Raw genomic sequence first — 23,951 nt, 5'->3', positions numbered from 1 at the left:
ATTTTGCTAATCCAACTTTTACAATGTAACAATTGGAAGAAGGTGCATGAGCTAGACGAGACATCAGATTAGCATAATACTCTAGTTGTCCTTTTCGAAAAAACGATTGTTTTTTCGCTAATGCTCATCATAACGCTCAGTATTGGCTTGGCTTCGGTTGAAACGAATGTTTCAATTGGATACGAATTATCCATAACGGTTTACATATAAACCTTACAGAAAAAGGGCAAAGAACAAGTTTGTTCTAAACTGTCCGTCACCCTTGTTGTCTGTTGTGCTATTAAACTAACTCGATAATAACCATTGGTGCACCATCGCCACGGCGTGGTCCAAGTTTCATAATACGAGTATATCCACCTTGACGCTCAGTATAACGAGGAGCGATGTCAGTAAATAATTTTTGTAATGCATCTTGACCAGTTTCAGCGTTAGCAACTTCATTACGAACATAAGAAGCAGCTTGACGACGAGCGTGTAAATCTCCACGCTTACCTAAAGTGATCATTTTTTCAACTGTTACACGGATTTCTTTTGCACGAGTTTCAGTTGTTTCAATGCGTTCGTTGATGATTAAATCAGTAGTTAAATCACGTAGCATAGCTTTACGTTGAGAGCTAGTGCGTCCTAACTTTCTGTATCCCATGAGGATTCCCTCCTTTGTTGAAGTATTGATATCGGCTTTCAGATAGATTGAATATCTAGTATCAACTAGTCGTCTTTTCTTAAACCTAATCCTAGATCTTCAAGCTTCGCTTTTACTTCTTCTAGAGATTTACGGCCTAAGTTACGAACCTTCATCATATCTTCTTCTGTTTTGTTAGCTAATTCTTGAACTGTATTAATACCTGCACGCTTTAAGCAGTTGTAAGAACGAACAGAAAGATCTAGTTCTTCGATAGTCATCTCTAGAACTTTTTCTTTTTGGTCTTCTTCTTTTTCAATCATAATCTCAGCATTTTGAGCTTCATCAGTTAAACCAACAAAGATATTTAAGTGCTCAGTTAAGATCTTAGCTCCAAGGGCAATAGCATCTTTAGGTCCAGTACTTCCATCAGTCCAAACATCAAGCGTAAGCTTGTCATAGTTTGTCATTTGACCAACACGTGTATTCTCTACTTGGTAGGATACGCGAGAAACTGGTGTGTAAATCGAATCAATCGGAATAACACCAATTGGTTGATCTTCTCTTTTGTTTTGGTCAGCAGGTGTATAACCACGACCGCGTCTAGCTGTTAAACGCATACGAAGATGACCATTTTTTCCTAATGTTGCAATATGAAGAGTAGGATTTAAGATTTCAACATCACTATCATGAGTGATATCAGAAGCTGAAACAACACCTTCACCTTGAATATCAATCTCTAACGTCTTTTCTTCGTCTGAATAGATTTTAAGAGCTAGCTTCTTAATGTTTAAAATAATTGATGTTACATCCTCTACGACGCCTTCGATTGTTGAAAACTCATGAAGTACACCATCGATTTGAATCGACGTTACAGCGGCACCTGGGAGTGAGGATAAAAGGATACGACGTAGGGAGTTACCCAAAGTGGTACCATATCCACGCTCTAGTGGCTCTACGACGAACTTCCCGTACTTGGCATCATCGTTGATCTCAACCGTTTCGATTTTTGGTTTTTCTATTTCGATCATCAAATATACCCTCCTTCAAAACGTCGAAACCTCAGTCAACAGTTTAACTGAAATTCCCCTGTTTACGTTCCCGTATGTGCACAACAACTCGATATTTTTTACCTGTATAATCAAAGAATGAATGCATCATATCCCATTATAGACGTATGATACAAATTCTATACAGAAAAATTAAACACGGCGACGTTTTGGTGGGCGACATCCATTATGAGGAACTGGAGTAACGTCTTTGATTGCAGTAACTTCAAGACCAGCAGCTTGTAGAGCACGGATTGCAGCTTCACGTCCTGCACCAGGTCCTTTAACTGTTACTTCTAAAGTCTTCATACCATGTTCCATAGATGCTTTCGCAGCTGTTTCAGCAGCCATTTGTGCAGCAAATGGAGTAGATTTACGAGAACCTTTAAATCCAAGAGCACCAGCACTTGACCATGCAAGAGCGTTACCATGAGCATCAGTAATCGTTACGATTGTATTGTTAAAAGTAGAACGAATGTGTGCAATACCAGTATCAATATTCTTTTTCACACGACGTTTACGAGTATTAGTTTTACGAGCCATTGAATGTTACCTCCTTTACGGATTATTTTTTCTTGTTAGCTACAGTCTTACGAGGACCTTTGCGTGTACGAGCGTTGTTCTTTGTATTTTGACCACGAACCGGTAAACCACGACGGTGACGTAAACCGCGGTAGCAGCCAATCTCCATTAAACGCTTAATGTTAAGGGAAACTTCACGACGAAGATCACCTTCAACTTTTAATCTGTCAATGATATCACGAATTTTATTTAACTCATCTTCCGTTAAATCGCGTACACGAGTGTCTTCAGAAACACCAGCTTCAGCTAAGATCTTTTGTGCAGTGATTTTACCAATACCAAAAATGTATGTTAAAGAAATAACTACACGTTTCTCACGTGGAACATCTACACCAGCAATACGTGCCATAGTAATAGCGCACCTCCTTCAGAATTAACCTTGTTTTTGTTTATGTTTAGGGTTTTCACAAATAACCATAACTTTACCACGTCTACGAATAACTTTACATTTTTCGCAGATTGGCTTTACAGATGGTCTTACTTTCATTATCCTAACCTCCTTGATAGTACGGAGTGCAATGAGTTATTTAAAGCGGTAAGTGATTCTTCCGCGTGTAAGATCGTATGGAGATAGTTCTACAGTTACTTTATCACCTGGTAAAATACGAATGAAGTGCATACGAATTTTCCCAGAGACATGAGCAAGTACAGTATGACCATTTTCCAATTCTACCTTAAACATGGCGTTCGGCAAAGTTTCCGTTACTGTGCCTTCTACCTCAATTACATCATCTTTAGCCATTCTTAAAATCTCCCTTCTTATCCTTTTTCACGTAGTGTGGAGTAATCGCCTACACTGTTGTTAATATTTCATAACCAGAATCAGTGATTGCTATTGTATGTTCAAAATGAGCACACCTACGCCCGTCAACAGTAACAACTGTCCAGTTGTCAGCTAAGGTCTTAACGTATCGACTCCCTGCATTCACCATTGGTTCAATTGCCAATACCATTCCCGGTTTAAGTCGCGGCCCTTTATTAGGTGGACCATAATGTGGAATTTCTGGATCCTCATGTAAGTCTTGCCCGATTCCGTGACCAGCATACTCTCGTACAATAGAAAAGCCATTCTCTTCCACATACGTTTGGATCTTATTGGAGATGTTCGAAAGGCGTTCACCTGGTTTAGCTTCTTTCAAACCTCTATACAATGATTCCTCAGTCACATCTAAAAGACGTGATGTCTCCTCATCAATCGCACCTACTGAATATGTCCAAGCGGAATCTCCATGATAACCATTAAATTTAGCACCAATATCAATGCTGATAATGTCACCGTCATTTAATTTGCGATCACTTGGAATTCCATGCACAAGTTCATTATTCACGGAAGCACAGATACTGCCACGAAAACCATTATACCCTTTAAACGAAGGAATTGCACCTTGTTTGCATATGAACTTCTCTGCAATATCGTCTAATTCAATCGTTGTGATACCAGGAACTATAAATTTCTTAAGTTCTTGGTGCGTCAGAGCGACTATTCGTCCTGCTTCTCGCATAATTTCGATTTCACGAGGGGTTTTACATATGATCATTAAGTCAAACTCCCAAGTAATTCGTTAATGTCAGCAAATACTACTTTAATATCTTGCTCGCCATTAATATTTTGCAAATATCCTTTTGTTTCATAGAAGTTTAATAGTGGTGCTGTTTGTTGCATATTAACTTCTAAACGATTCTTTACTGTATCTTCATTATCATCAGCACGTTGATATAATTCTCCACCACAACGGTCACAAACACCATCTTTAGCAGGAGGATTAAATACTAGATGATACGTAGCGCCACAGTTTTTACAAATACGTCTACCAGTTAATCTAGCCATTAAAAGTTCATGATTTACATCTATATTAATGACAAAATCAATCTTTTTATTTAATTCAGTAAGGATATCTTCCAATGCCTCTGCTTGAGGTACAGTTCTTGGAAAGCCATCAAGTAAAAATCCTTTTTCACAGTCCGGTTTGCTTAAACGCTCACGAACGATACCGATTGTAACTTCGTCAGGTACTAGCTCCCCTTTATCCATATAAGATTTTGCTTTCAAGCCTAGTTCTGTTTCCTCTTTCATAGCAGCACGGAACATATCTCCAGTTGAGATATGAGGGATACCGTACTGATCAACGATTTTGTCAGCCTGAGTTCCTTTACCAGCACCAGGCAAACCCATTAATACTAAATTCACACGTATACCCCCTTAACTAACGTATCGGTTATAGGGAACATGATGTTCCCTAAATCCGCTACTTAATGAAACCTTTATAGTGACGTTTTACAAGCTGAGCTTCAAGTTGTTTCATTGTATCTAGTGCAACACCAACAACGATTAGTAAGCTAGTTCCACCAATTTGAGCAGAAGGTGGTAAGTTTGCAATATTAATGAAAAAGACCGGAAGTACAGCAATAGCTGCTAAAAATAAAGATCCAACTAAAGTTAAACGGTATAAAATACGTGTTAAGTATTCTTGAGTGCTTTTACCTGGACGGATACCAGGAACATATCCACCTTGTTTCTTTAAGTTTTCTGCCATTTGCTCAGGATTAACCTGAATAAAAGCATAAAAATAAGTAAAGGCGATAATAAGCGCTGTATACATAATCATCCCAATAGGATGTGTATAGTCAAAAACTCGTTGAATCCACAATGTTACATCGTTAGTAGGAAAAAACGATGCAATTGTTTTTGGTGTAATAATGAATGAAACCGCAAAGATTACCGGGATAACTCCAGCAGCATTTACTTTTAAAGGTAAATGAGTAGACTGTCCCGCAACAGAGTTACGACCAGTAGTGCTCATGCGTTTCGCATATTGGATTGGAATTTTACGTAATGCTTGTTGAATAAAGATAGTTCCAACTACAACCGCAACCACTGCGATTAGGATAAGTAGTACAGTGATAATACGTAAGAAGATTTGTTCTCCAGCATTTTCAAACTGTTGAGCGTAGATTTGGTTTACCGTATTAGGGATACCAGCTACGATACCAGCAAAGATAATGATCGAGATTCCGTTTCCAACGCCTTTTGCTGTAATTTGTTCACCTAACCACATTAGAAAAGATGTACCTGCAGTTAAAACTGTCGCTATTAACAAGTAAGTACCAATTCCAGGGTTTTCAATTAATTGGCCATTGGCTAAGTTGTTAAAGCCATATGACATACCGAAGGCTTGGATAAATCCTAGCACGACAGTTAAATAACGTGTAAACTGTGCAAGTTTACGACGTCCTACATCTCCTTGCTTTGACCATTCCGTAAATTTAGGCACGACATCCATTTGTAGTAATTGGATGATAATCGATGCTGTAATGTACGGCATAATACCCATAGCTAAGATAGAGAAGTTTTTTAAAGCTCCACCGCCAAAAGTATTTAGAACACCGAAGACACTAAGTTCATCTTGTGCTCTAAGTATTTCAGCATTTACGTTTGGTACAGGAATAAATGTACCAAGTCGAAATACGATTAACATTAAAAGGGTGAATATGATCTTTCGTCTTATATCACCCACGCGCATAAAATTGGAGATTGTCTGGAACATTAGATCACCTCAGTTTGACCGCCAGCAGCTTCAATCGCTTCTTTAGCAGCTGAGGAGAATTTGTTAGCTTTTACAGTTAGCTTTTTCTCAACATTACCTTTAGCAAGAACTTTGATTCCTGCTTTTTCACTTTTAACAATACCAGCTTCGATTAATAGTGCAGGTGTTACTTCTGTACCATCTTCAAAGCGGTTTAAAGCGTCAAGGTTAACAACTGCATAATCTTTGCGATTAATGTTAGTGAAGCCACGCTTTGGTAAACGACGGAATAACGGTGTTTGACCACCCTCGAATCCAAGACGAACGCCTCCACCAGAACGAGCATTTTGACCTTTATGACCTTTACCAGCAGTTTTCCCTTGACCAGATCCGATACCGCGTCCTAGGCGTTTACGTTCTTGACGAGAACCCTCTGCAGGTTTTAATTCATGAAGTTTCATTTGGGCACCTCCTTATTGTAAGAGAGATCGATTAAAGTTCTTTAACCGTAACAAGATGAGCAACTTTATTAATCATACCACGGATAGCCGGGTTATCTTGTTGCTCAACAGTTTGATATACTTTGCGTAATCCAAGGGCTTTTACTGTTTCACGTTGATCTTGTGGACGACCAATCACACTGCGAGTGAGGGTAATTTGTAATTTATTCGCCATAACATTTCCCTCCTTATCCTAACAGTTCTTCTACTGATTTCCCACGTAATTTCGCTACGTCCTCAGCACGTTTTAATTGAGTTAGTCCGTTCATAGTTGCACGAACCATATTAATAGGAGTGTTAGTTCCTAAAGATTTTGATAAGATGTCTTGAACACCAGCTAATTCAAGCACGGCACGAACTGGACCACCAGCGATAACCCCAGTACCTTCAGAAGCAGGCTTTAAAAGAATTTCACCTGCACCAAATTGTCCGATGACTTGGTGTGGAAGAGTAGTACCTACCATAGGCACTTCAATTAAGTTCTTTTTCGCATCTTCAATTGCTTTACGGATTGCATCTGGTACCTCTTGAGCTTTACCAGTACCAAATCCAACATGACCGTTTTTGTCTCCAACTACTACAAGAGCAGTGAAACGGAAACGACGTCCACCTTTAACAACTTTAGCTACACGGTTAACGGTAACTACGCGTTCTTCAAGTTCAAGTTTGTTTGGATCAATACGACGCATCTTTTTGTGTCCCTCCTTTGACTATTAAAATTCTAAGCCGTTTTCGCGAGCAGCGTCAGCTAATGCTTGAACGCGTCCATGATAGAGGTATCCACCACGGTCGAATACTACAGCTTTAATACCTTTTTCTACCGCACGTTTTGCAACTAATGCTCCGACCTTTTGTGCTGCATCTACATTGCCAGTAGAGTCAAGAGTTAACTCTTTATCTAAACTAGAAGCGCTAGCTAAAGTTACTCCGTTCACATCGTCAATTAATTGAGCGTAAATGTGTTTACTAGAGCGGAACACATTTAGACGAGGACGAGCTTCAGTACCGCTAAGTTTCGCACGAACACGAGCATGTCTTTTCTTGCGAGTAGCGTTTTTATCAAGCTTCGTAATCATTTACGTCACTCCTTTCGTTTACCTATGCGGCATTACTTACCTGTTTTACCTTCTTTACGGCGAACAAATTCACCTTCATAACGGATACCTTTACCTTTATACGGTTCAGGTGGACGAACACCACGGATATTAGCAGCTAATGCGCCAACACGCTCTTTATCGATTCCTTTAACAGTGATCTTTGTATTAGAAGGAACTTCGATTTCTAAGCCTTGTTCTGGTTCGAATTCTACAGGATGAGAGTAACCAACGTTTAATACAAGCTTGTTACCTTGCTTTTGAGCACGATATCCAACCCCGATTAACTCAAGGTTTCTAGCGAAACCAGCGGATACACCTTCAACCATGTTAGCGATAACAGCGCGAGTTGTACCGTGTAAAGCACGATGTTCTTTCGCATCTGATGGACGAGAAACGTTTACTACGTTCTCTTCTACTGAAATAGTAATATCAGGATTAAAAGCACGAGATAATTCACCTTTAGGTCCTTTAACCGTAACTGTGTTGTTATCAAGTGTTAATGTAACTCCAGTTGGGAGTTCAATTGGTTTTTTACCAATACGAGACATTTAGTGCACCTCCATTCATTCAGAAAATCTTTTACCAAACGTATGCTAGAACTTCTCCACCCGTTTGCTTTGCACGAGCTTCTTTGTCTGTTAAAACACCTTGTGAAGTAGAAACTAGCGCGATTCCTAGTCCGTTAAGTACACGTGGTACTTCATTAGATTTTGCATAAACACGTAATCCTGGTTTACTAATACGTTTAAGACCAGTAATAACACGCTCATTGTTCGCACCGTACTTAAGGAAAATACGGATAATACCTTGTTTGTTATCTTCGATATATTCAACATCACGAACGAAACCTTCACGCTTTAAGATCTCAGCGATATCTTTTTTCATGTTAGAAGCAGGTACCTCTAACTTTTCGTGACGTACCATGTTCGCATTACGAATGCGGGTAAGCATATCTGCAATTGGATCTGTCATGACCATTGTTTTTACCTCCTTCCCAAATAAGGGTTTTACCAGCTTGCTTTTTTGACACCAGGAATTTGTCCTTTGTATGCTAATTCACGGAAACAAATACGGCAAAGCTTAAATTTACGATATACAGAATGTGGACGTCCGCAACGTTCGCAACGTGTGTACTCTTGTACTTTAAATTTTTGTGTGCGCTTTTGTTTCACAATCATTGACTTTTTAGCCACGTTTTCGCCTCCCTCTATTTAGCGATTACTTTTGGAATGGCATTCCGATTTGAGTTAGTAATTCACGAGCCTCTTCATCAGTGTTAGCAGTAGTAACGATAACGATATCCATACCACGTACCTTGCTTACTTTATCGTAATCAATTTCAGGGAAGATTAATTGCTCTTTTACACCTAAAGTGTAGTTCCCACGTCCGTCGAATGCTTTTTTAGAAATACCACGGAAGTCACGTACACGAGGTAGAGAAACAGATACTAATTTATCTAGGAACTCATACATGCGTTCGCCACGAAGAGTTACTTTCGCACCGATAGGCATACCTTCACGTAAACGGAAACCAGCAATTGATTTCTTAGCACGAGTTACAACTGGTTTTTGACCAGTAATAGTAGCTAATTCTTCAACAGCTACGTCTAATGCTTTTGCATTTGCAACTGCATCACCAACACCCATGTTAATTACGATTTTGTCAAGTTGTGGCACTTGCATAACTGACTTATAGTTAAACTTGCTCATTAGAGCAGGAGTAATTTCTTTTACAAATTTTTCTTTTAGGCGGTTCATCCATCGTACCTCCCTTCTTTATTGACTATTTATCTAGTACTTCACCGGATTTTTTTGCAACGCGTACTTTCTTACCATCAACCGTTGTGTAACCGACACGAGTTGGGTTACCAGACTTAGGATCGATCGGCATAACGTTTGATACATGGACAGGTGCCTCTTGGCTAATAATTCCGCCTTGCGGATTAGCTTGAGAAGGTTTTGAATGCTTTTTCACAACGTTAACACCTTCTACGAGTACACGGCTTTGTTTAGGATAGGCTTCTAGGATCACTCCTGTTTTGCCTTTATCCTTACCGGAGATGACCATAACTTTGTCACCTTTTTTTACATGCATCTTGCGCACCTCCTTAAAGGCATAAATATTATTATAGTACTTCTGGAGCTAATGATACGATTTTCATAAAGTTGTTTTCACGCAGTTCACGTGCAACTGGTCCGAAGATACGAGTTCCACGAGGGCTCTTATCATCTTTAATAATTACACATGCGTTTTCATCGAATTTAATGTATGAACCATCTTTTCGACGCGCACCAGTTTTAGTACGTACAATAACCGCTTTAACAACATCACCTTTTTTAACAACGCCACCTGGTGTTGCTTGTTTCACTGTACAAACGATAACGTCTCCGATGTTAGCCGTTTTACGACCAGAACCACCTAAGACTTTAATAGTAAGTACTTCACGAGCACCAGAATTGTCAGCAACTTTTAAACGAGTTTCTTGTTGGATCATCCGTGTAACCTCCCTTCGGATTGAAGCTTATCCGAACAATTAAATAATAACTGCTTTTTCTACTACTTCTACTAAACGGAAGCGTTTTGTAGCTGAAAGTGGACGAGTTTCCATAATACGTACAACATCGCCAGTTTTAGCTTGGTTTTGCTCATCATGAGCTTTAAACTTTTTAGAGTACTTTACGCGTTTACCGTAAAGAGGATGCTTTTTGTATGTTTCTACAAGAACGGTAACAGTTTTATCCATTTTGTCAGAAACAACGCGTCCAGTGTAAACTTTGCGTTGGTTGCGTTCACTCATTTGCGAACCTCCTCCCAATTATCGATTGTTAACGCCGATTTCTCTTTCACGAATCACAGTTTTCATGCGAGCAATCGCTTTGCGCACTTCACGAATGCGAGCTGTATTTTCAAGTTGTCCAGTCGCCAATTGAAAGCGAAGGTTGAAAAGCTCTTCTTTTAATGACTTAACTTTTTGTTCAATTTCGGCAGTGGTAAGTTCTTTAATTTCATTAGCTCTCATTTGATTCACCACCAATTTCTTCACGTTTTACAAACTTACATTTAATAGGAAGTTTGTGTGCTGCTAGGCGCAATGCTTCACGTGCGATCTCTTCAGATACACCCGCAACCTCGAACATGATTCTTCCAGGCTTAACTACTGCTACCCATCCTTCTGGAGCCCCTTTACCGGATCCCATACGTACTTCTAGAGGCTTTGCTGTATATGATTTGTGTGGGAAAATTTTAATCCAAACTTTTCCTCCACGTTTCATGTAACGAGTCATCGCAATACGCGCTGCTTCAATCTGACGGTTTGTGATCCAAGAAGCTTCTAAAGCTTGAAGACCGAATTCACCGAATGTTACTTCAGTACCGCCTTTTGATTGACCACGCATGTTTCCGCGATGTGGACGACGATATTTTACGCGTTTTGGTAATAACATATTAGTTGCCTCCTTCCTCAGTTTTCTTCTTAGTAGGAAGGACCTCTCCACGATAAATCCATACTTTAACGCCAAGTTTACCGTAAGTAGTATCTGCTTCAGCATGTGCATAATCGATATCTGCACGAAGAGTATGAAGTGGAACTGTTCCCTCGCTATAGCTTTCTGAGCGAGCAATATCTGCTCCGCCTAGACGACCAGATACCATTGTTTTAATACCTTTCGCACCAGCACGCATTGCACGTTGGATAACTTGTTTTTGTGCACGACGGAAAGATACACGATTTTCTAATTGACGAGCGATATTTTCAGCAACTAAAAGTGCATCCATATCCGCTTTTTTGATTTCAAGGATGTTAATGTGTACACGCTTGCCAGTAAGTTCGTTAAGAGCTTTACGAAGTGCTTCGACTTCAGTACCACCTTTACCGATTACCATACCTGGCTTCGCTGTGTGAATAGTTACATTTACACGGTTCGCAGCACGCTCAATTTCAACTTTGGAAACTGAAGCATCTTTCAAACGCTTTGTGATGTATTCACGAACTTTAAGGTCTTCATGCAAAAGAGTAGCATAGTCTTTGCCAGCGTACCACTTGGATTCCCAGTCACGGATGATCCCGATACGCAAACCGACAGGATTTACTTTTTGACCCACAGCTTATCCCTCCTTCTTTTCTGATAAAACGATAGTAATATGGCTTGTGCGTTTGTTAATTTGGCTAGCACGGCCCATTGCGCGAGGACGGAATCTCTTAAGAGTTGGTCCTTCGTCAACGAAAGCTTGAGCAACCACTAAGTTGTTTACATCCATTTCATAGTTGTGCTCAGCGTTTGCTAGTGCGGATTTTAATACTTTTTCCACGATTGGAGAAGCTGCTTTAGGCGTTAAGTTTAAGATCGCCACTGCTTCACCAACTTGCTTTCCTCGAATTAAATCAACCACTAAACGAGCTTTACGAGGAGCAATACGAACTGTTCTTGCAACAGCTTTAGCTTGCATGAAAATGCCTCCTCTCATTAACGTCTTGTTTTCTTGTCATCATTGCCATGGCCTTTGTAAGTACGAGATGGAGCGAATTCTCCAAGCTTGTGACCTACCATGTCTTCTGTTACATATACAGGCACATGTTTACGACCATCATAAACCGCGATAGTATGGCCGATAAATTGTGGGAAGATCGTAGAACGGCGAGACCAAGTTTTTACAACTTGCTTGCTCTCAGTTTCATTTAACTTTTCGATCTTAACCATTAAATGGTCATCAACAAATGGTCCTTTTTTCAAACTGCGACCCATGATAGAACCTCCCTTCGTGACTGCTCTACGGTTCTATGTACGAACCGTAGTACAATCCCGTTATTTTTTACGACGACGTACGATAAACTTGTCGGATTTATTCTTTTTCTTACGTGTTTTGAATCCAAGAGTTGGTTTACCCCATGGAGACATTGGAGACTTACGTCCAATTGGTGAACGTCCTTCCCCACCACCGTGTGGATGGTCGTTAGGGTTCATTACAGATCCACGTACAGTTGGGCGCTTACCTAACCAACGAGAACGACCTGCTTTACCAATGTTGATTAGTTCGTGTTGTTCATTACCAACTTGACCTACAGTAGCGCGGCAAGTAGCTAAAATCATACGAACTTCACCAGAATTCAAACGCACAATAACATATTTATCTTCTCTACCAAGTACTTGTGCAGATGTACCAGCAGAACGTACTAATTGTCCACCTTTACCAGGCTTTAACTCGATATTGTGAACTACAGTACCCATTGGGATGTTTGCTAATGGAAGAGTGTTACCTACCTTAATGTCAGCCTCAGGACCAGACATAATTTCCATTCCAACTTCTAAGTTTTTAGGAGCTAGGATGTAACGCTTTTCTCCATCAACATAGTTAATTAATGCAATGTTTGCAGAACGGTTTGGATCATACTCAATTGTGGCAACGCGTCCTGGAATGCCATCTTTATCACGCTTAAAGTCGATGATACGATATTGACGCTTATGACCGCCACCTTGATGACGAACGGTTAACTTACCTTGGTTATTGCGGCCAGCTTTTTTCTTTAATGGAGCTAATAAAGATTTTTCTGGTGTGCTAGTTGTGATTTCTGCGAAATCAGAAACTGTCATACCGCGACGACCATTGGAGGTAGGTTTGTACTTTTTAATCGCCATGCTATTTCCCTCCTCTTCTTATTGAATGATTTATGCTTCGAAAAATTCGATTTCTTTGCTATCAGCAGTTAATTTAACAATAGCCTTACGACGCTTATTTGTATATCCGCCGAATTTACCCATACGCTTGAACTTACCTTTATAGTTCATGATGTTTACTTTCTCAACATCTACTCCAAAGATCACTTCAACAGCATCTTTAACTTGAGTTTTGTTAGCTTTCACATCAACTTCAAACGTATATTTCTTTTCAGTCATTAAATCAGTTGAGCGTTCAGTAATAACGGGGCGCTTAATGATATCGCGTGCATCCATTATGCAAGCACCTCCTCTACTTTTTCGACCGCTGCTTTCGTCATGATTAATTTATCATGATTTAAAACATCTAAAACATTAATGCCTGTTGCAGTTACAACTGTAACACCAGGGATGTTACGAGCAGATAGAGCAACATTCTCTTCAAGATCCGCAGTAACGATTAAAGCTTTCTTTTCTACAGAAAGTCCTTTTAATACGCTTGCGAATTCTTTTGTTTTAGGAGTTTCGAAAGCAAGGCTTTCTAGTACTAAAATGTTTTCTTCTAATACCTTTGAAGAAAGAGCAGATTTAATAGCTAAACGGCGTACCTTCTTCGGTAATTTGTAGCTATAGCTACGTGGTACTGGACCGAATACGATTCCACCTCCACGCCATTGCGGAGAACGAATCGAACCTTGACGAGCACGACCTGTTCCTTTTTGTTTCCACGGTTTACGACCACCACCGCGTACTTCAGAACGGTTTTTTACTTTATGATTTCCTTGACGTAATGATGCTCTTTGCATAACAACCGCTTCGAAAAGAACATGGTTATTAGGCGCGATACCAAATACGGAATCATTTAATTCAATTTCACCAACTTGACTGCCAGTTTGGTTGAATAATGCTACTTTCGGCATTCTGTTTTGCCTCCTTTCTTAAAAACTATTATGCTTTTACTGCACCTTTGATTTTTAGTAAAGCTTTTCTAGGTCCAGGAACATTACCTTTAACTAATAATAAGTTACGTTCAACGTCAACTTTTACAATTTCAAGGTTTTGTACAGTAACAAGTTCTCCACCCATGCGTCCTGCTAATTTTTTACCTTTGAAAACGCGGTTTGGAGCAACAGGTCCCATTGAACCTGGACGGCGATGGTAACGAGAACCGTGAGCCATTGGTCCGCGAGATTGTCCGTGGCGTTTAATTACACCTTGGAAACCTTTCCCTTTAGAAACACCTTGTACATCTACTATTTCGCCTTCTGCGAAAATATCAACTTTGACTTCCTGACCAACCTCATATGCAGCTAAACCCTCACCGCGAAATTCGCGTACGAAGCGCTTAGGAGCAGTGTTTGCCTTAGCAACATGTCCTTTTTCAGGTTTGTTAGAAACTTTTTCACGTTTCGTTTCAAATCCTACTTGTACAGATGCATATCCGTCAGCTTCAACTGTCTTCTTTTGAAGAACAACGTTATCAGCAGCTTCAATTACAGTTACAGGAATAAGATTGCCGTTTTCAGCGAACACTTGAGTCATACCAATTTTTCTACCTAAGATTCCTTTGGTCATTAGTCACACCTCCTATATTTTATCTCATTTTTTCATTAAAGTTTAATTTCGATATCGACACCAGATGGTAAATCTAAACGCATTAATGAATCAACCGTTTGTGGTGTTGGATTCACAATGTCAATTAGACGCTTATGAGTTCTCATTTCGAATTGCTCACGAGAATCCTTATACTTATGCACCGCACGTAGAATTGTATAAATTGACTTTTCTGTTGGTAATGGGATCGGACCAGATACAGCCGCACCAGAACGCTTAGCAGTTTCAACAATTTTCTCAGCAGATTGATCAAGAATTCTATGATCATACGCCTTTAAACGGATACGAATTTTTTGTTTTGCCATTACTTTCCCTCCTTTTCGCCTATTTTACTATAGACATTCTCAGTGAAAATTTCCCACACACCGCCATGGCAAAGCGGCCGGGTGTGTCAGCAACCTTCCACATCATCGCAGTCAAAGACCAACATTGTCTATTATACATAAAACATAAAACAAATGCAACATTTATTATGTTGTAACCTTTACTTTATGTCTTGCACACTTTTTATATTATAACGACTGATATCCTAAATTACAAGTGCAAGTTGGAATCGCGAAAAATTAAGACAATTTCATTCATCTCGATGTTTTATTATTTGATTAAATAGATGTATTTATATAATAGAAGAAACTCGTCAAAAAATGAGTTTATATTCCATCTACTATATAGAAAAAAGCAGATGGCGTCCCATCTGCTTTTGATTATTAATTATTATTCTTGGATTGAAGCAACAACGCCAGCGCCTACTGTACGTCCACCTTCACGAATAGAGAACTTAGTTCCTTCTTCGATCGCGATTGGAGCGATTAGTTCAACTGACATTTCAATGTTGTCACCAGGCATAACCATTTCAACGCCTTCTGGTAACATACAAATACCAGTGATATCAGAAGTACGGAAATAGAATTGTGGGCGGTAGTTTGTGAAGAATGGAGTATGACGTCCACCTTCTTCTTTTGATAAAACGTAAACTTCAGCTTTGAACTTAGTGTGTGGAGTAATTGACTTTGGCTTAGCTAAAACTTGTCCACGTTCGATATCTTCACGAGCAACCCCACGAAGAAGAGCACCGATGTTGTCTCCAGCTTCTGCATAATCAAGAAGCTTACGGAACATTTCTACACCTGTAACAGTAGTAGATTTTGGTTCTTCAGTGAAACCAACGATTTCAACTACGTCACCAACTTTAACTACTCCACGCTCAACGCGTCCAGTAGCAACAGTTCCACGACCAGTGATTGAGAATACATCCTCAACTGGCATCATGAATGGCTTTTCAGTATCACGAGCTGGTGTTGGGATATAGCTATCAACTGCATCCATAAGTTCAGTGATTTTTTCTTCCCAAACAGGGTCTCCCTCTAATGCTTTAAGAGCAGAACCTTTGATAACTGGAGTGTCATCGCCAGGGAATTCATATTCAGAAAGTAGGTCACGGATTTCCATTTCTACTAATTCAAGAAGTTCTTCGTCGTCAACCATGTCACACTTGTTCATGAATACAACAAGGTAAGGTACACCTACTTGACGAGATAGAAGAATGTGCTCACGAGTTTGTGGCATTGGGCCATCAGTTGCAGAAACAACTAAGATACCGCCGTCCATTTGTGCAGCACCAGTGATCATGTTCTTAACATAGTCAGCATGTCCTGGGCAGTCAACGTGTGCATAGTGACGAAGGTCAGTTTCATACTCAACGTGTGCAGTAGAGATTGTGATACCACGTTCTCTTTCTTCTGGTGCACCGTCAATTTGGTCGTATGCACGTGCTTCTGCTTTACCTGACTTAGCAAGGAAAGAAGTGATTGCAGCTGTTAAAGTAGTTTTACCATGGTCAACGTGACCGATTGTTCCGATATTTACGTGTGGCTTTGAGCGATCGAATTTAGCTTTACCCATTAGGAAATCCTCCTCATAATTTTAAGTTTAAGTATATATATGGAAGTAAGAAAAAGGGTTGTCCCTTTTCCTTAATCCAGCTTACATAGTAGTTATACTTTATTGTCAGGTGAAAATCAATTATTCACCTTTATTTTTTTTGATGATTTCTTCAGAAATTGATTTTGGTACTTCTTCGTAGTGGTCAAAGTGCATAGAGAATACTCCACGACCTTGTGTACTTGAACGAAGAGAAGTAGCATAACCAAACATTTCTGATAGTGGAACCATTGCACGAACTACTTGTGCGTTACCACGAGCGTCCATACCTTCAACGCGTCCACGACGTGAAGTGATTTGTCCCATGATATCCCCTAGATATTCTTCAGGGATGATTACTTCAACTCTCATAACAGGCTCTAAGATAACAGGGCTACACTTAGATGCAGCATTCTTAAGTGCCATTGAAGCAGCGATCTTAAACGCCATTTCAGAGGAGTCAACATCATGGTAAGATCCATCAAATAATCTAGCTTTAATATCAACAAGCGGATATCCAGCTAACACACCGCGATCAAGTGCATCTTCAAGACCAGCTTGAACTGCAGGGATGTATTCACGAGGAACAACCCCACCTACGATACCGTTAACGAATTCGAAGCCTTTACCTTCATCATTTGGAGCGAATTCGATCCAAACGTGTCCGTATTGACCACGTCCACCTGATTGACGTGCAAACTTACCTTCTACAGAAGCTGAAGCACGGAATGTTTCACGGTATGCTACCTGTGGAGCACCAACGTTAGCTTCTACCTTGAATTCACGACGCATACGATCAACAATGATATCTAAGTGAAGCTCACCCATACCAGCGATGATTGTTTGTCCAGTTTCCTGGTCAGTATGTGCACGGAAAGAAGGATCTTCTTCTTGAAGTTTTTGTAATGCAGTAGACATTTTGTCTTGGTCTGCTTTTGATTTCGGTTCAACTGAAAGCTGAATTACTGGCTCAGGGAATACCATTGACTCAAGGATAACAAGATTTTTGTCATCACAAAGAGTGTCACCAGTAGTTGTATCTTTTAGTCCTACAGCAGCAGCGATATCACCAGCATAAACCTTAGAGATTTCTTGACGGCTATTTGCATGCATTTGTAGAATACGTCCTACACGTTCACGCTTTCCTTTAGTAGAGTTTTGAACATATGATCCAGACTCTAAAGTACCAGAGTAAACACGGAAGAATGTTAATTTACCAACATAAGGGTCAGTCATAACTTTAAATGCAAGAGCAGAGAATGGCTCTTCATCACTAGAATGACGTTCAACTTCTTCATCTGTATCCGGTAGAATACCTTTAATAGCAGGTACATCTAATGGAGATGGAAGATAGTCGATTACTGCATCAAGCATTAATTGAACACCTTTGTTTTTGAATGCTGATCCACAGATTACTGGGTAGAATTCAACGTTTGTCGTACCTTTACGAATACCAGCTTTTAGCTCTTCAACAGTGATTTCTTCACCGCCAAGGTACTTTTCCATTAATTCTTCATCTAATTCTGCAACAGCTTCAACTAATTTTTCGCGCCATTCTTGAGCTTGATCCAAATACTCAGCAGGAATATCACGAACTTCAATATCAGTTCCTAAGTCATTAGCGTAGAAAGTAGCTTTCATTTCTACTAAGTCAATGATAGCTTCGAACTGATCTTCAGCACCAATCGGTAACTGTATTGGGTGAGCATTAGCTTGTAAACGATCGTGAATTGTTTTCACAGAATACAAGAAATCTGCACCGATTTTATCCATTTTGTTAACGAAAACTACACGAGGTACACCGTAAGTTGTTGCTTGGCGCCAAACAGTCTCAGTTTGAGGCTCAACACCAGATTGTGCATCAAGTACAGCAACCGCACCATCAAGTACACGTAAAGAACGTTCAACTTCGATTGTGAAGTCTACGTGTCCTGGAGTGTCGATGATGTTAACGCGATGGCCTTTCCATTGAGCAGTTGTAGCAGCGGAAGTGATTGTAATTCCGCGCTCTTGTTCCTGCTCCATCCAGTCCATTTGGGAAGCACCTTCATGTGTTTCTCCAATTTTGTGGATTTTACCAGTGTAATAAAGTACACGCTCAGTTGTTGTAGTTTTACCAGCATCAATGTGAGCCATGATACCGATATTACGAGTGTTTTCTAAGGAGAACTCTCTTGCCATTGGGTCTTTCTCCTTCCTAATATAAGGATAGTTTTAGTTTGAAGGTTAAATTACCAACGATAGTGAGCAAACGCTTTGTTTGCTTCAGCCATTTTGTGAGTATCTTCACGCTTCTTAACAGATGCACCAGAATTGTTAGCTGCATCTAAGATTTCATGAGCTAAACGCTCTTCCATCGTTTTTTCACCGCGATTGCGAGAATAATTTACTAACCAACGAAGACCAAGAGTTGTACGACGATCTGGACGCACCTCTACTGGTACTTGGTAGTTTGCTCCACCTACACGGCGAGCTCTTACTTCTAAAACTGGCATGATATTCTTTAGAGCTTGGTCAAATACTTCCATAGGTTCTTTGCCAGTGCGCTCACGAATAATATCAAATGCTGCATAAAGAATTGCTTGAGATTTTCCTCTTTTACCATCTACCATCATTTTATTGATTAGACGAGTAACTAACTTAGAGTTATAAAGCGGATCTGGTAAAACGTCTCTTTTTGCTACAGGACCTTTACGTGGCATGTTGTTTCCTCCTTTCGATGTTGCTATTTCAATTTAATTTTTAGTTTATTATTTTTTTGGTGCTTTTGGTCTCTTAGTTCCATATTTAGAACGACCTTGCATACGGTTGTTAACACCAGCTGTGTCAAGTGCTCCACGAACAATGTGATAACGTACCCCTGGTAAGTCTTTTACACGTCCACCGCGGATTAATACAACGCTGTGTTCTTGTAAGTTATGACCAATCCCAGGAATGTATGCTGTTACCTCGATACCGTTAGTTAAACGAACACGTGCATATTTACGTAATGCGGAGTTCGGTTTCTTTGGTGTCATTGTACCAACACGTGTACATACACCACGTTTTTGAGGTGAAGATAAGTTTGTTTGAGATTTTCTAAAGCTGTTATAACCTTTATTAAGCGCAGGAGATTTTGACTTTTCCTCGATAGATTTACGAGGCTTGCGCACTAATTGATTAATTGTAGGCATGTTTTTTCCTCCCTTCAATTTTTGTTAAGCCCACACATCCAGGTGGTTCATTTTAAAGCAAAAAACAAAGTTCTTGAAGATACAATCGATCCACAAAAACAGTTTTTAAGAAAGTATGGCAACCGTTGCAGCAGCTACTTCAATTCCACAAGCTTTGCCTAGCTTTTTCATTGAATCAGCATGTAAGATTGGTACTTGTATTTCTTTAGCAAGCTGTAGTACTTTTGCTGTTACCTTATGGTCAGCATCATCTGCAACTACTAAATATTTTACTTTTCCTTCTTTTAGCGCTTTAACAGTTTGCTTTGATCCTACGATTATTTCTTTTGCCTGAATTACTTTTTCATAAGACATTAGGATATCCTCCAAAGTAACAGGTGAATAGGAACACCTTTGCTATATTATCACTTGTAATAAACATTGTCAACTATATTTAATGTTTTTTAACAATTGCGTGAAACGAAAATACTATCAATAACTAAAATTCATAATACGGTACTTGTGGAACCCCACAAGTACCGTATGTTTTTTATTCAACCATTAAAGGTTCTTCTTGTATTTCACCTTTAAGGAATGATTCTGTTTTACGATAACGTTGCATTCCTGTTCCAGCTGGTACAAGCTTACCAATAATTACATTTTCTTTTAGACCTAATAATTCATCACGTTTTCCTTTAATTGCTGCGTCTGTAAGAACACGAGTTGTTTCTTGGAATGATGCAGCAGATAAGAAGGAATCTGTTTCAAGTGAAGCTTTCGTAATACCAAGTAATACAGGACGGCATGTTGCAGGAAGATTTCCTTCAAGCAGCGCTTTTTCGTTAGCGTCTGTAAATTGGTGAATATCAAGTAATGATCCTGGTAAAACATCCGTTTCACCTGCATCAATAACACGTACTTTACGAAGCATTTGGCGTACCATTACTTCCACGTGCTTATCCCCGATTTCTACCCCTTGCATACGGTAAACCTTTTGAACCTCACGCAATAAATATTCTTGAACGGTGCCAACATCTTTAACTCTTAGAAGTTCTTTCGGATCGATAGAACCTTCTGTTAGCTCTTGTCCTCGAAGTACATTATCGTTAATAGCTACCTTTAGGCGCGCTGTATAAGGTGCTGTATAGGTTCTAGATTCAAGTTCACCTTGAACAACAATCTCGTGTTGACGATCACGGCCCTCATTTATACCAACAACAACCCCATTAAGCTCTGAAATAACCGCTTGACCTTTCGGGTTACGAGCTTCGAATAATTCTTGGATACGTGGTAAACCTTGTGTGATATCGTCTCCTGCTACCCCACCTGTATGGAATGTACGCATCGTTAACTGTGTACCTGGCTCACCAATAGATTGTGCAGCAATAATACCTACTGCCTCACCTACTTCAACTTCCTGACCAGTTGCTAGGTTGCGACCATAACATTTTTTACACACACCGTGTCTTGTATTACAAGTGAATGCTGAACGGATATTAACTGTTTCAATTCCAGCATTTACGATTTCTTTTGCTATATCTTCTGTAATCAAATCATTTTCTTCAACTAATACCTGCTTCGTTTCTGGATGTTTAATCGGTTTTCTTGCATATCTGCCAATTAAACGCTCTTCTAATGGTTCAATAATTTCCGTTCCATCTCTTAATGCACTCACTAACAATCCACGATCTGTTCCACAATCATCATCACGAACGATAACATCCTGAGCAACATCAACTAGACGTCTTGTTAGGTAACCTGAGTCAGCTGTTTTTAAAGCTGTATCGGCAAGACCCTTACGAGCACCATGTGTGGAAATGAAGTATTCAAGTACAGTTAATCCTTCTCGGAAACTTGATTTAATCGGTAATTCAATAATTCGTCCAGCCGGGTTGGCCATCAGACCACGCATACCTGCAAGCTGTGTAAAGTTAGATGCGTTACCACGGGCTCCAGAATCACTCATCATAAAGATAGGATTTGTCTTGCTTAAGGACTTCATCAGTTTACCTTGAATAACGTCCTTCGCTTGACTCCAGATAGAGATAACACGATCATAACGCTCATCCTCTGTGATAAGACCACGGCGGAATTGCTTTTGAACATTATCTACTTTTGTTTGTGCATCTTTTAGAATTTCTTCTTTTTCTCTAAGTACGACGATATCAGCTACCCCTACAGTAATACCTGCTTTAGAAGAAAACTTAAATCCTAAATCCTTCATACGGTCAAGCATTTTAGACGTTTCCGTAATTTTAAAACGTTTAAATACTTCGGCAATGATATTTCCAAGGATTTTCTTTTTAAATGGATCCACTAAAGGCATTTCCTTAATAAGAGCTCTTACGTCTGCACCTTTTTCCACAAAATACTTAGCAGGTGTTTCTACTTCTAAGTTATTTTGTGTAGGTTCGTTAATGTACGGGAATGACTTAGGCAAGATTTCGTTGAAAATCAACTTACCTACAGTCGTTAATAACAACTTGTTGTTTTGTTCATCTGTAAATGTTTCATTATTAAGTGAACCAGCGTGAACTGCTACACGTGTATGCAAATGAGCATATCCATTTTGATACGCAATTAAAGCCTCGTTTGTATCCTTAAAGATCATTCCTTCGCCCACTGCGTTTTCTCTTTCAAGTGTTAGGTAATAGTTACCCAATACCATATCCTGAGAAGGAGTAACAACTGGTTTACCATCTTTTGGATTTAAGATATTTTGAGCTGCAAGCATAAGTAATCTAGCTTCTGCCTGGGCCTCAGCTGATAGTGGTACGTGAACCGCCATTTGGTCTCCATCAAAGTCAGCGTTATAAGCTGTACATACTAATGGATGCAATCGAATTGCGCGACCTTCTACAAGAGTTGGTTCGAATGCTTGGATACCAAGTCTGTGAAGAGTTGGGGCACGGTTTAAAAGAACTGGGTGTTCTTTAATTACGTCTTCCAGTACATCCCAAACATCTGGTTGAACTCGTTCAATCTTACGTTTAGCAGATTTGATATTATGTGCTAAACCTTTTTCAACAAGCTCTTTCATGACAAATGGTTTGAATAGCTCTAACGCCATTTCTTTCGGAAGACCACATTGATACATTTTTAAGTTTGGACCAACGACGATAACGGAACGTCCTGAATAGTCAACACGTTTACCTAAAAGGTTTTGACGGAAACGTCCTTGTTTACCTTTTAACATGTGAGACAGTGATTTTAATGGACGGTTACCAGGGCCCGTAACAGGTCTGCCACGACGTCCATTGTCAATTAATGCATCTACAGCTTCTTGAAGCATACGCTTCTCGTTTTGAACGATGATGCTTGGTGCTCCTAAGTCTAATAGACGCTTTAATCGATTGTTACGATTAATAACACGACGATATAGATCGTTTAAGTCAGATGTGGCAAAACGTCCACCATCTAATTGAACCATCGGACGTAGTTCAGGTGGAATAACTGGTAGAACGTCTAAGATCATCCAAGAAGGCTCATTTCCTGAATTACGGAAAGCTTCTAAAACTTCAAGACGTTTAATAGCACGTGTTCTACGTTGACCTTGTGCAGTCTTTAATTCTTCTTTTAAGATATTTACTTCTTTTTCAAGATCGATATCTGTTAAAAGCTTTTTAATTGCTTCAGCACCCATTGATGCTTGGAATTTATTGCCGAATTTATCTTTATAAGCACGGTATTCTTTTTCAGATAATAGTTGTTTTTTCTCAAGTGGTGTCTCACCCGTATCTGTAACCACATAAGAAGCAAAGTAAATAACTTCTTCTAAAGCACGTGGTGACATATCTAAAACTAGACCCATACGACTTGGGATACCTTTGAAATACCAAATATGTGATACCGGTGCAGCTAACTCAATATGCCCCATTCTTTCACGACGGACCTTCGCACGAGTTACCTCTACTCCACATCGATCACAAACTACACCTTTATAACGAACACGCTTATATTTACCACAATGACATTCCCAGTCCTTAGTTGGACCAAAAATTCTTTCACAGAATAAACCATCTTTTTCTGGCTTTAATGTACGATAATTTATCGTTTCTGGTTTCTTTACTTCACCAAATGACCAAGAACGGATTTTATCAGGTGAAGCCAGACCAATCTTCATATATTCAAAATTATTAACGTCTATCAAGGGTCTACCTCCCTTTCGATCTACAGGTTTTACCCTAATTGCTATTTAACAGGAGTAAATCACAAGAATCGTATCCATAACTTGTGATT

General features: G+C 39.6%; 36 protein-coding genes. All 36 read right to left on the bottom strand.

Features of this window, described 5'->3' with window-relative positions; all coding sequences use genetic code 11:
* Window positions 1-280: 280 nt before the first annotated feature.
* Window positions 281-643, bottom strand: a complete 363-nt coding sequence (rplQ, locus tag ACSBPO_RS23315; protein WP_442597525.1) for a 50S ribosomal protein L17 — start codon at window positions 641-643, stop codon at window positions 281-283.
* A 65-nt stretch (window positions 644-708) separates the two neighbouring features.
* Window positions 709-1,653: a DNA-directed RNA polymerase subunit alpha gene (locus ACSBPO_RS23310; RefSeq protein ID WP_442597523.1), complete on the bottom strand. Its 945-nt coding sequence runs from the start codon at window positions 1,651-1,653 to the stop codon at window positions 709-711.
* A gap of 171 nt (window positions 1,654-1,824) precedes the next feature.
* Window positions 1,825-2,214, bottom strand: a complete 390-nt coding sequence (gene rpsK, locus ACSBPO_RS23305) for a 30S ribosomal protein S11 (RefSeq protein WP_442597521.1) — start codon at window positions 2,212-2,214, stop codon at window positions 1,825-1,827.
* 22 nt (window positions 2,215-2,236) lie between these two features.
* On the bottom strand, window positions 2,237-2,602 hold the full coding sequence (rpsM, locus tag ACSBPO_RS23300) for a 30S ribosomal protein S13 (protein WP_442597519.1): 366 nt from the start codon (window positions 2,600-2,602) through the stop codon (window positions 2,237-2,239).
* A gap of 24 nt (window positions 2,603-2,626) precedes the next feature.
* Window positions 2,627-2,740 carry a 50S ribosomal protein L36 gene (gene rpmJ / locus ACSBPO_RS23295; RefSeq protein WP_000868344.1) on the bottom strand — a complete coding sequence of 38 codons (114 nt, stop codon included), beginning with the start codon at window positions 2,738-2,740 and terminating at the stop codon, window positions 2,627-2,629.
* 36 nt (window positions 2,741-2,776) lie between these two features.
* On the bottom strand, window positions 2,777-2,995 hold the full coding sequence (gene infA / locus ACSBPO_RS23290; protein WP_040372572.1) for a translation initiation factor IF-1: 219 nt from the start codon (window positions 2,993-2,995) through the stop codon (window positions 2,777-2,779).
* A 49-nt stretch (window positions 2,996-3,044) separates the two neighbouring features.
* Window positions 3,045-3,791, bottom strand: a complete 747-nt coding sequence (gene map / locus ACSBPO_RS23285; RefSeq protein ID WP_442597517.1) for a type I methionyl aminopeptidase — start codon at window positions 3,789-3,791, stop codon at window positions 3,045-3,047.
* The gene (locus ACSBPO_RS23280) at window positions 3,791-4,441 is read right to left on the bottom strand and encodes an adenylate kinase (protein WP_442597515.1); all 651 of its coding nucleotides are present in this window, start codon (window positions 4,439-4,441) and stop codon (window positions 3,791-3,793) included. Before ACSBPO_RS23280 ends, map begins: the two co-directional genes overlap by 1 nt.
* Window positions 4,442-4,499: 58 nt before the next feature.
* A complete protein-coding gene (gene secY / locus ACSBPO_RS23275) occupies window positions 4,500-5,798 on the bottom strand; it encodes a preprotein translocase subunit SecY (RefSeq protein WP_442597513.1) in 1,299 nt (432 codons plus the stop codon).
* Window positions 5,798-6,238: a 50S ribosomal protein L15 gene (gene rplO, locus ACSBPO_RS23270; protein ID WP_442597511.1), complete on the bottom strand. Its 441-nt coding sequence runs from the start codon at window positions 6,236-6,238 to the stop codon at window positions 5,798-5,800. Before rplO ends, secY begins: the two co-directional genes overlap by 1 nt.
* Before the next feature lie 31 nt (window positions 6,239-6,269).
* On the bottom strand, window positions 6,270-6,452 hold the full coding sequence (gene rpmD, locus ACSBPO_RS23265) for a 50S ribosomal protein L30 (RefSeq protein WP_442597509.1): 183 nt from the start codon (window positions 6,450-6,452) through the stop codon (window positions 6,270-6,272).
* Between the two features lie 13 nt (window positions 6,453-6,465).
* Window positions 6,466-6,966 carry a 30S ribosomal protein S5 gene (gene rpsE, locus ACSBPO_RS23260; RefSeq protein WP_442597507.1) on the bottom strand — a complete coding sequence of 167 codons (501 nt, stop codon included), beginning with the start codon at window positions 6,964-6,966 and terminating at the stop codon, window positions 6,466-6,468.
* Window positions 6,967-6,990: 24 nt separating this feature from the next.
* Window positions 6,991-7,353, bottom strand: coding sequence for a 50S ribosomal protein L18 (gene rplR / locus ACSBPO_RS23255; protein WP_442597505.1), 363 nt, complete (start codon window positions 7,351-7,353; stop codon window positions 6,991-6,993).
* Window positions 7,354-7,385: 32 nt separating this feature from the next.
* The gene (gene rplF / locus ACSBPO_RS23250) at window positions 7,386-7,922 is read right to left on the bottom strand and encodes a 50S ribosomal protein L6 (RefSeq protein WP_442597504.1); all 537 of its coding nucleotides are present in this window, start codon (window positions 7,920-7,922) and stop codon (window positions 7,386-7,388) included.
* A 31-nt stretch (window positions 7,923-7,953) separates the two neighbouring features.
* Window positions 7,954-8,352: a 30S ribosomal protein S8 gene (gene rpsH / locus ACSBPO_RS23245; RefSeq protein WP_442597502.1), complete on the bottom strand. Its 399-nt coding sequence runs from the start codon at window positions 8,350-8,352 to the stop codon at window positions 7,954-7,956.
* Window positions 8,353-8,381: 29 nt separating this feature from the next.
* Window positions 8,382-8,567 carry a type Z 30S ribosomal protein S14 gene (locus ACSBPO_RS23240; protein WP_230498276.1) on the bottom strand — a complete coding sequence of 62 codons (186 nt, stop codon included), beginning with the start codon at window positions 8,565-8,567 and terminating at the stop codon, window positions 8,382-8,384.
* 25 nt (window positions 8,568-8,592) lie between these two features.
* Complete coding sequence (rplE, locus tag ACSBPO_RS23235) at window positions 8,593-9,132, bottom strand: 50S ribosomal protein L5 (protein ID WP_442597500.1); 540 nt, start codon at window positions 9,130-9,132, stop codon at window positions 8,593-8,595.
* Between the two features lie 25 nt (window positions 9,133-9,157).
* Window positions 9,158-9,469 carry a 50S ribosomal protein L24 gene (rplX, locus tag ACSBPO_RS23230; protein WP_442597498.1) on the bottom strand — a complete coding sequence of 104 codons (312 nt, stop codon included), beginning with the start codon at window positions 9,467-9,469 and terminating at the stop codon, window positions 9,158-9,160.
* A gap of 31 nt (window positions 9,470-9,500) precedes the next feature.
* A complete protein-coding gene (gene rplN / locus ACSBPO_RS23225; RefSeq protein WP_442597496.1) occupies window positions 9,501-9,869 on the bottom strand; it encodes a 50S ribosomal protein L14 in 369 nt (122 codons plus the stop codon).
* Between the two features lie 39 nt (window positions 9,870-9,908).
* Window positions 9,909-10,172, bottom strand: coding sequence for a 30S ribosomal protein S17 (gene rpsQ / locus ACSBPO_RS23220; RefSeq protein ID WP_309856954.1), 264 nt, complete (start codon window positions 10,170-10,172; stop codon window positions 9,909-9,911).
* An 18-nt stretch (window positions 10,173-10,190) separates the two neighbouring features.
* Window positions 10,191-10,394, bottom strand: a complete 204-nt coding sequence (gene rpmC / locus ACSBPO_RS23215) for a 50S ribosomal protein L29 (RefSeq protein ID WP_230498271.1) — start codon at window positions 10,392-10,394, stop codon at window positions 10,191-10,193.
* Complete coding sequence (gene rplP / locus ACSBPO_RS23210; protein WP_442597494.1) at window positions 10,384-10,818, bottom strand: 50S ribosomal protein L16; 435 nt, start codon at window positions 10,816-10,818, stop codon at window positions 10,384-10,386. The genes rpmC and rplP overlap by 11 nt, the downstream gene beginning before the upstream one ends.
* Window position 10,819: 1 nt before the next feature.
* Window positions 10,820-11,476 (bottom strand): 30S ribosomal protein S3, encoded by a 657-nt coding sequence (gene rpsC, locus ACSBPO_RS23205; RefSeq protein WP_442597492.1) that lies wholly within the window; start codon window positions 11,474-11,476, stop codon window positions 10,820-10,822.
* 3 nt (window positions 11,477-11,479) lie between these two features.
* Entirely contained in the window at window positions 11,480-11,821 is a 342-nt protein-coding gene (rplV, locus tag ACSBPO_RS23200) for a 50S ribosomal protein L22 (protein WP_009336582.1), read from the bottom strand.
* A gap of 17 nt (window positions 11,822-11,838) precedes the next feature.
* A complete protein-coding gene (rpsS, locus tag ACSBPO_RS23195) occupies window positions 11,839-12,117 on the bottom strand; it encodes a 30S ribosomal protein S19 (protein ID WP_442597490.1) in 279 nt (92 codons plus the stop codon).
* Between the two features lie 60 nt (window positions 12,118-12,177).
* On the bottom strand, window positions 12,178-13,008 hold the full coding sequence (gene rplB, locus ACSBPO_RS23190; protein ID WP_442597488.1) for a 50S ribosomal protein L2: 831 nt from the start codon (window positions 13,006-13,008) through the stop codon (window positions 12,178-12,180).
* Window positions 13,009-13,038: 30 nt separating this feature from the next.
* Window positions 13,039-13,323 carry a 50S ribosomal protein L23 gene (rplW, locus tag ACSBPO_RS23185; RefSeq protein WP_442597486.1) on the bottom strand — a complete coding sequence of 95 codons (285 nt, stop codon included), beginning with the start codon at window positions 13,321-13,323 and terminating at the stop codon, window positions 13,039-13,041.
* The gene (rplD, locus tag ACSBPO_RS23180) at window positions 13,323-13,946 is read right to left on the bottom strand and encodes a 50S ribosomal protein L4 (protein WP_442597484.1); all 624 of its coding nucleotides are present in this window, start codon (window positions 13,944-13,946) and stop codon (window positions 13,323-13,325) included. Before rplD ends, rplW begins: the two co-directional genes overlap by 1 nt.
* Before the next feature lie 28 nt (window positions 13,947-13,974).
* Window positions 13,975-14,601 (bottom strand): 50S ribosomal protein L3, encoded by a 627-nt coding sequence (rplC, locus tag ACSBPO_RS23175; protein WP_442597482.1) that lies wholly within the window; start codon window positions 14,599-14,601, stop codon window positions 13,975-13,977.
* 35 nt (window positions 14,602-14,636) lie between these two features.
* Window positions 14,637-14,945 carry a 30S ribosomal protein S10 gene (gene rpsJ, locus ACSBPO_RS23170; protein WP_009336571.1) on the bottom strand — a complete coding sequence of 103 codons (309 nt, stop codon included), beginning with the start codon at window positions 14,943-14,945 and terminating at the stop codon, window positions 14,637-14,639.
* A 409-nt stretch (window positions 14,946-15,354) separates the two neighbouring features.
* Window positions 15,355-16,542 carry an elongation factor Tu gene (gene tuf, locus ACSBPO_RS23165; RefSeq protein ID WP_442597480.1) on the bottom strand — a complete coding sequence of 396 codons (1,188 nt, stop codon included), beginning with the start codon at window positions 16,540-16,542 and terminating at the stop codon, window positions 15,355-15,357.
* A 120-nt stretch (window positions 16,543-16,662) separates the two neighbouring features.
* Window positions 16,663-18,741: an elongation factor G gene (gene fusA, locus ACSBPO_RS23160; protein WP_442597478.1), complete on the bottom strand. Its 2,079-nt coding sequence runs from the start codon at window positions 18,739-18,741 to the stop codon at window positions 16,663-16,665.
* 50 nt (window positions 18,742-18,791) lie between these two features.
* The gene (gene rpsG, locus ACSBPO_RS23155) at window positions 18,792-19,262 is read right to left on the bottom strand and encodes a 30S ribosomal protein S7 (protein ID WP_442597476.1); all 471 of its coding nucleotides are present in this window, start codon (window positions 19,260-19,262) and stop codon (window positions 18,792-18,794) included.
* A gap of 48 nt (window positions 19,263-19,310) precedes the next feature.
* Window positions 19,311-19,733: a 30S ribosomal protein S12 gene (gene rpsL / locus ACSBPO_RS23150; RefSeq protein WP_230498259.1), complete on the bottom strand. Its 423-nt coding sequence runs from the start codon at window positions 19,731-19,733 to the stop codon at window positions 19,311-19,313.
* A 105-nt stretch (window positions 19,734-19,838) separates the two neighbouring features.
* Window positions 19,839-20,087: a 50S ribosomal protein L7ae-like protein gene (locus ACSBPO_RS23145; protein ID WP_442597474.1), complete on the bottom strand. Its 249-nt coding sequence runs from the start codon at window positions 20,085-20,087 to the stop codon at window positions 19,839-19,841.
* A gap of 175 nt (window positions 20,088-20,262) precedes the next feature.
* The gene (gene rpoC, locus ACSBPO_RS23140) at window positions 20,263-23,862 is read right to left on the bottom strand and encodes a DNA-directed RNA polymerase subunit beta' (RefSeq protein ID WP_442597472.1); all 3,600 of its coding nucleotides are present in this window, start codon (window positions 23,860-23,862) and stop codon (window positions 20,263-20,265) included.
* Window positions 23,863-23,951 lie beyond the last annotated feature (89 nt).

The organism is Neobacillus sp. D3-1R, from assembly GCF_052180215.1.
Taxonomy (GTDB): domain Bacteria; phylum Bacillota; class Bacilli; order Bacillales; family Cytobacillaceae; genus Pseudoneobacillus.
This window is presented reverse-complemented; position numbering and strand designations above follow the sequence as displayed.

Coding starts and splice junctions, on each gene's coding strand:
- rplW (WP_442597486.1), bottom strand. CDS start 13,323: ATGGATGCACGCGATATCATTAAGCGCCCCGTTATTACTGAACGCTCA.
- fusA (WP_442597478.1), bottom strand. CDS start 18,741: ATGGCAAGAGAGTTCTCCTTAGAAAACACTCGTAATATCGGTATCATG.
- rpmD (WP_442597509.1), bottom strand. CDS start 6,452: ATGGCGAATAAATTACAAATTACCCTCACTCGCAGTGTGATTGGTCGT.
- tuf (WP_442597480.1), bottom strand. CDS start 16,542: ATGGGTAAAGCTAAATTCGATCGCTCAAAGCCACACGTAAATATCGGA.
- map (WP_442597517.1), bottom strand. CDS start 3,791: ATGATCATATGTAAAACCCCTCGTGAAATCGAAATTATGCGAGAAGCA.
- rplO (WP_442597511.1), bottom strand. CDS start 6,238: ATGAAACTTCATGAATTAAAACCTGCAGAGGGTTCTCGTCAAGAACGT.
- rpmC (WP_230498271.1), bottom strand. CDS start 10,394: ATGAGAGCTAATGAAATTAAAGAACTTACCACTGCCGAAATTGAACAA.
- rpsK (WP_442597521.1), bottom strand. CDS start 2,214: ATGGCTCGTAAAACTAATACTCGTAAACGTCGTGTGAAAAAGAATATT.
- rpsH (WP_442597502.1), bottom strand. CDS start 8,352: ATGGTCATGACAGATCCAATTGCAGATATGCTTACCCGCATTCGTAAT.
- rplF (WP_442597504.1), bottom strand. CDS start 7,922: ATGTCTCGTATTGGTAAAAAACCAATTGAACTCCCAACTGGAGTTACA.
- rplR (WP_442597505.1), bottom strand. CDS start 7,353: ATGATTACGAAGCTTGATAAAAACGCTACTCGCAAGAAAAGACATGCT.
- rplC (WP_442597482.1), bottom strand. CDS start 14,601: ATGACCAAAGGAATCTTAGGTAGAAAAATTGGTATGACTCAAGTGTTC.
- rplX (WP_442597498.1), bottom strand. CDS start 9,469: ATGCATGTAAAAAAAGGTGACAAAGTTATGGTCATCTCCGGTAAGGAT.
- rplB (WP_442597488.1), bottom strand. CDS start 13,008: ATGGCGATTAAAAAGTACAAACCTACCTCCAATGGTCGTCGCGGTATG.
- ACSBPO_RS23145 (WP_442597474.1), bottom strand. CDS start 20,087: ATGTCTTATGAAAAAGTAATTCAGGCAAAAGAAATAATCGTAGGATCA.
- ACSBPO_RS23310 (WP_442597523.1), bottom strand. CDS start 1,653: ATGATCGAAATAGAAAAACCAAAAATCGAAACGGTTGAGATCAACGAT.
- rplN (WP_442597496.1), bottom strand. CDS start 9,869: ATGATCCAACAAGAAACTCGTTTAAAAGTTGCTGACAATTCTGGTGCT.
- rpsG (WP_442597476.1), bottom strand. CDS start 19,262: ATGCCACGTAAAGGTCCTGTAGCAAAAAGAGACGTTTTACCAGATCCG.
- rplD (WP_442597484.1), bottom strand. CDS start 13,946: ATGCCGAAAGTAGCATTATTCAACCAAACTGGCAGTCAAGTTGGTGAA.
- rplV (WP_009336582.1), bottom strand. CDS start 11,821: ATGCAAGCTAAAGCTGTTGCAAGAACAGTTCGTATTGCTCCTCGTAAA.
- infA (WP_040372572.1), bottom strand. CDS start 2,995: ATGGCTAAAGATGATGTAATTGAGGTAGAAGGCACAGTAACGGAAACT.
- rpsS (WP_442597490.1), bottom strand. CDS start 12,117: ATGGGTCGCAGTTTGAAAAAAGGACCATTTGTTGATGACCATTTAATG.
- rplP (WP_442597494.1), bottom strand. CDS start 10,818: ATGTTATTACCAAAACGCGTAAAATATCGTCGTCCACATCGCGGAAAC.
- rpsL (WP_230498259.1), bottom strand. CDS start 19,733: ATGCCTACAATTAATCAATTAGTGCGCAAGCCTCGTAAATCTATCGAG.
- rpmJ (WP_000868344.1), bottom strand. CDS start 2,740: ATGAAAGTAAGACCATCTGTAAAGCCAATCTGCGAAAAATGTAAAGTT.
- rpsQ (WP_309856954.1), bottom strand. CDS start 10,172: ATGAGTGAACGCAACCAACGCAAAGTTTACACTGGACGCGTTGTTTCT.
- rplQ (WP_442597525.1), bottom strand. CDS start 643: ATGGGATACAGAAAGTTAGGACGCACTAGCTCTCAACGTAAAGCTATG.
- rpsM (WP_442597519.1), bottom strand. CDS start 2,602: ATGGCACGTATTGCTGGTGTAGATGTTCCACGTGAGAAACGTGTAGTT.
- rpsJ (WP_009336571.1), bottom strand. CDS start 14,945: ATGGCAAAACAAAAAATTCGTATCCGTTTAAAGGCGTATGATCATAGA.
- secY (WP_442597513.1), bottom strand. CDS start 5,798: ATGTTCCAGACAATCTCCAATTTTATGCGCGTGGGTGATATAAGACGA.
- rpsE (WP_442597507.1), bottom strand. CDS start 6,966: ATGCGTCGTATTGATCCAAACAAACTTGAACTTGAAGAACGCGTAGTT.
- rplE (WP_442597500.1), bottom strand. CDS start 9,132: ATGAACCGCCTAAAAGAAAAATTTGTAAAAGAAATTACTCCTGCTCTA.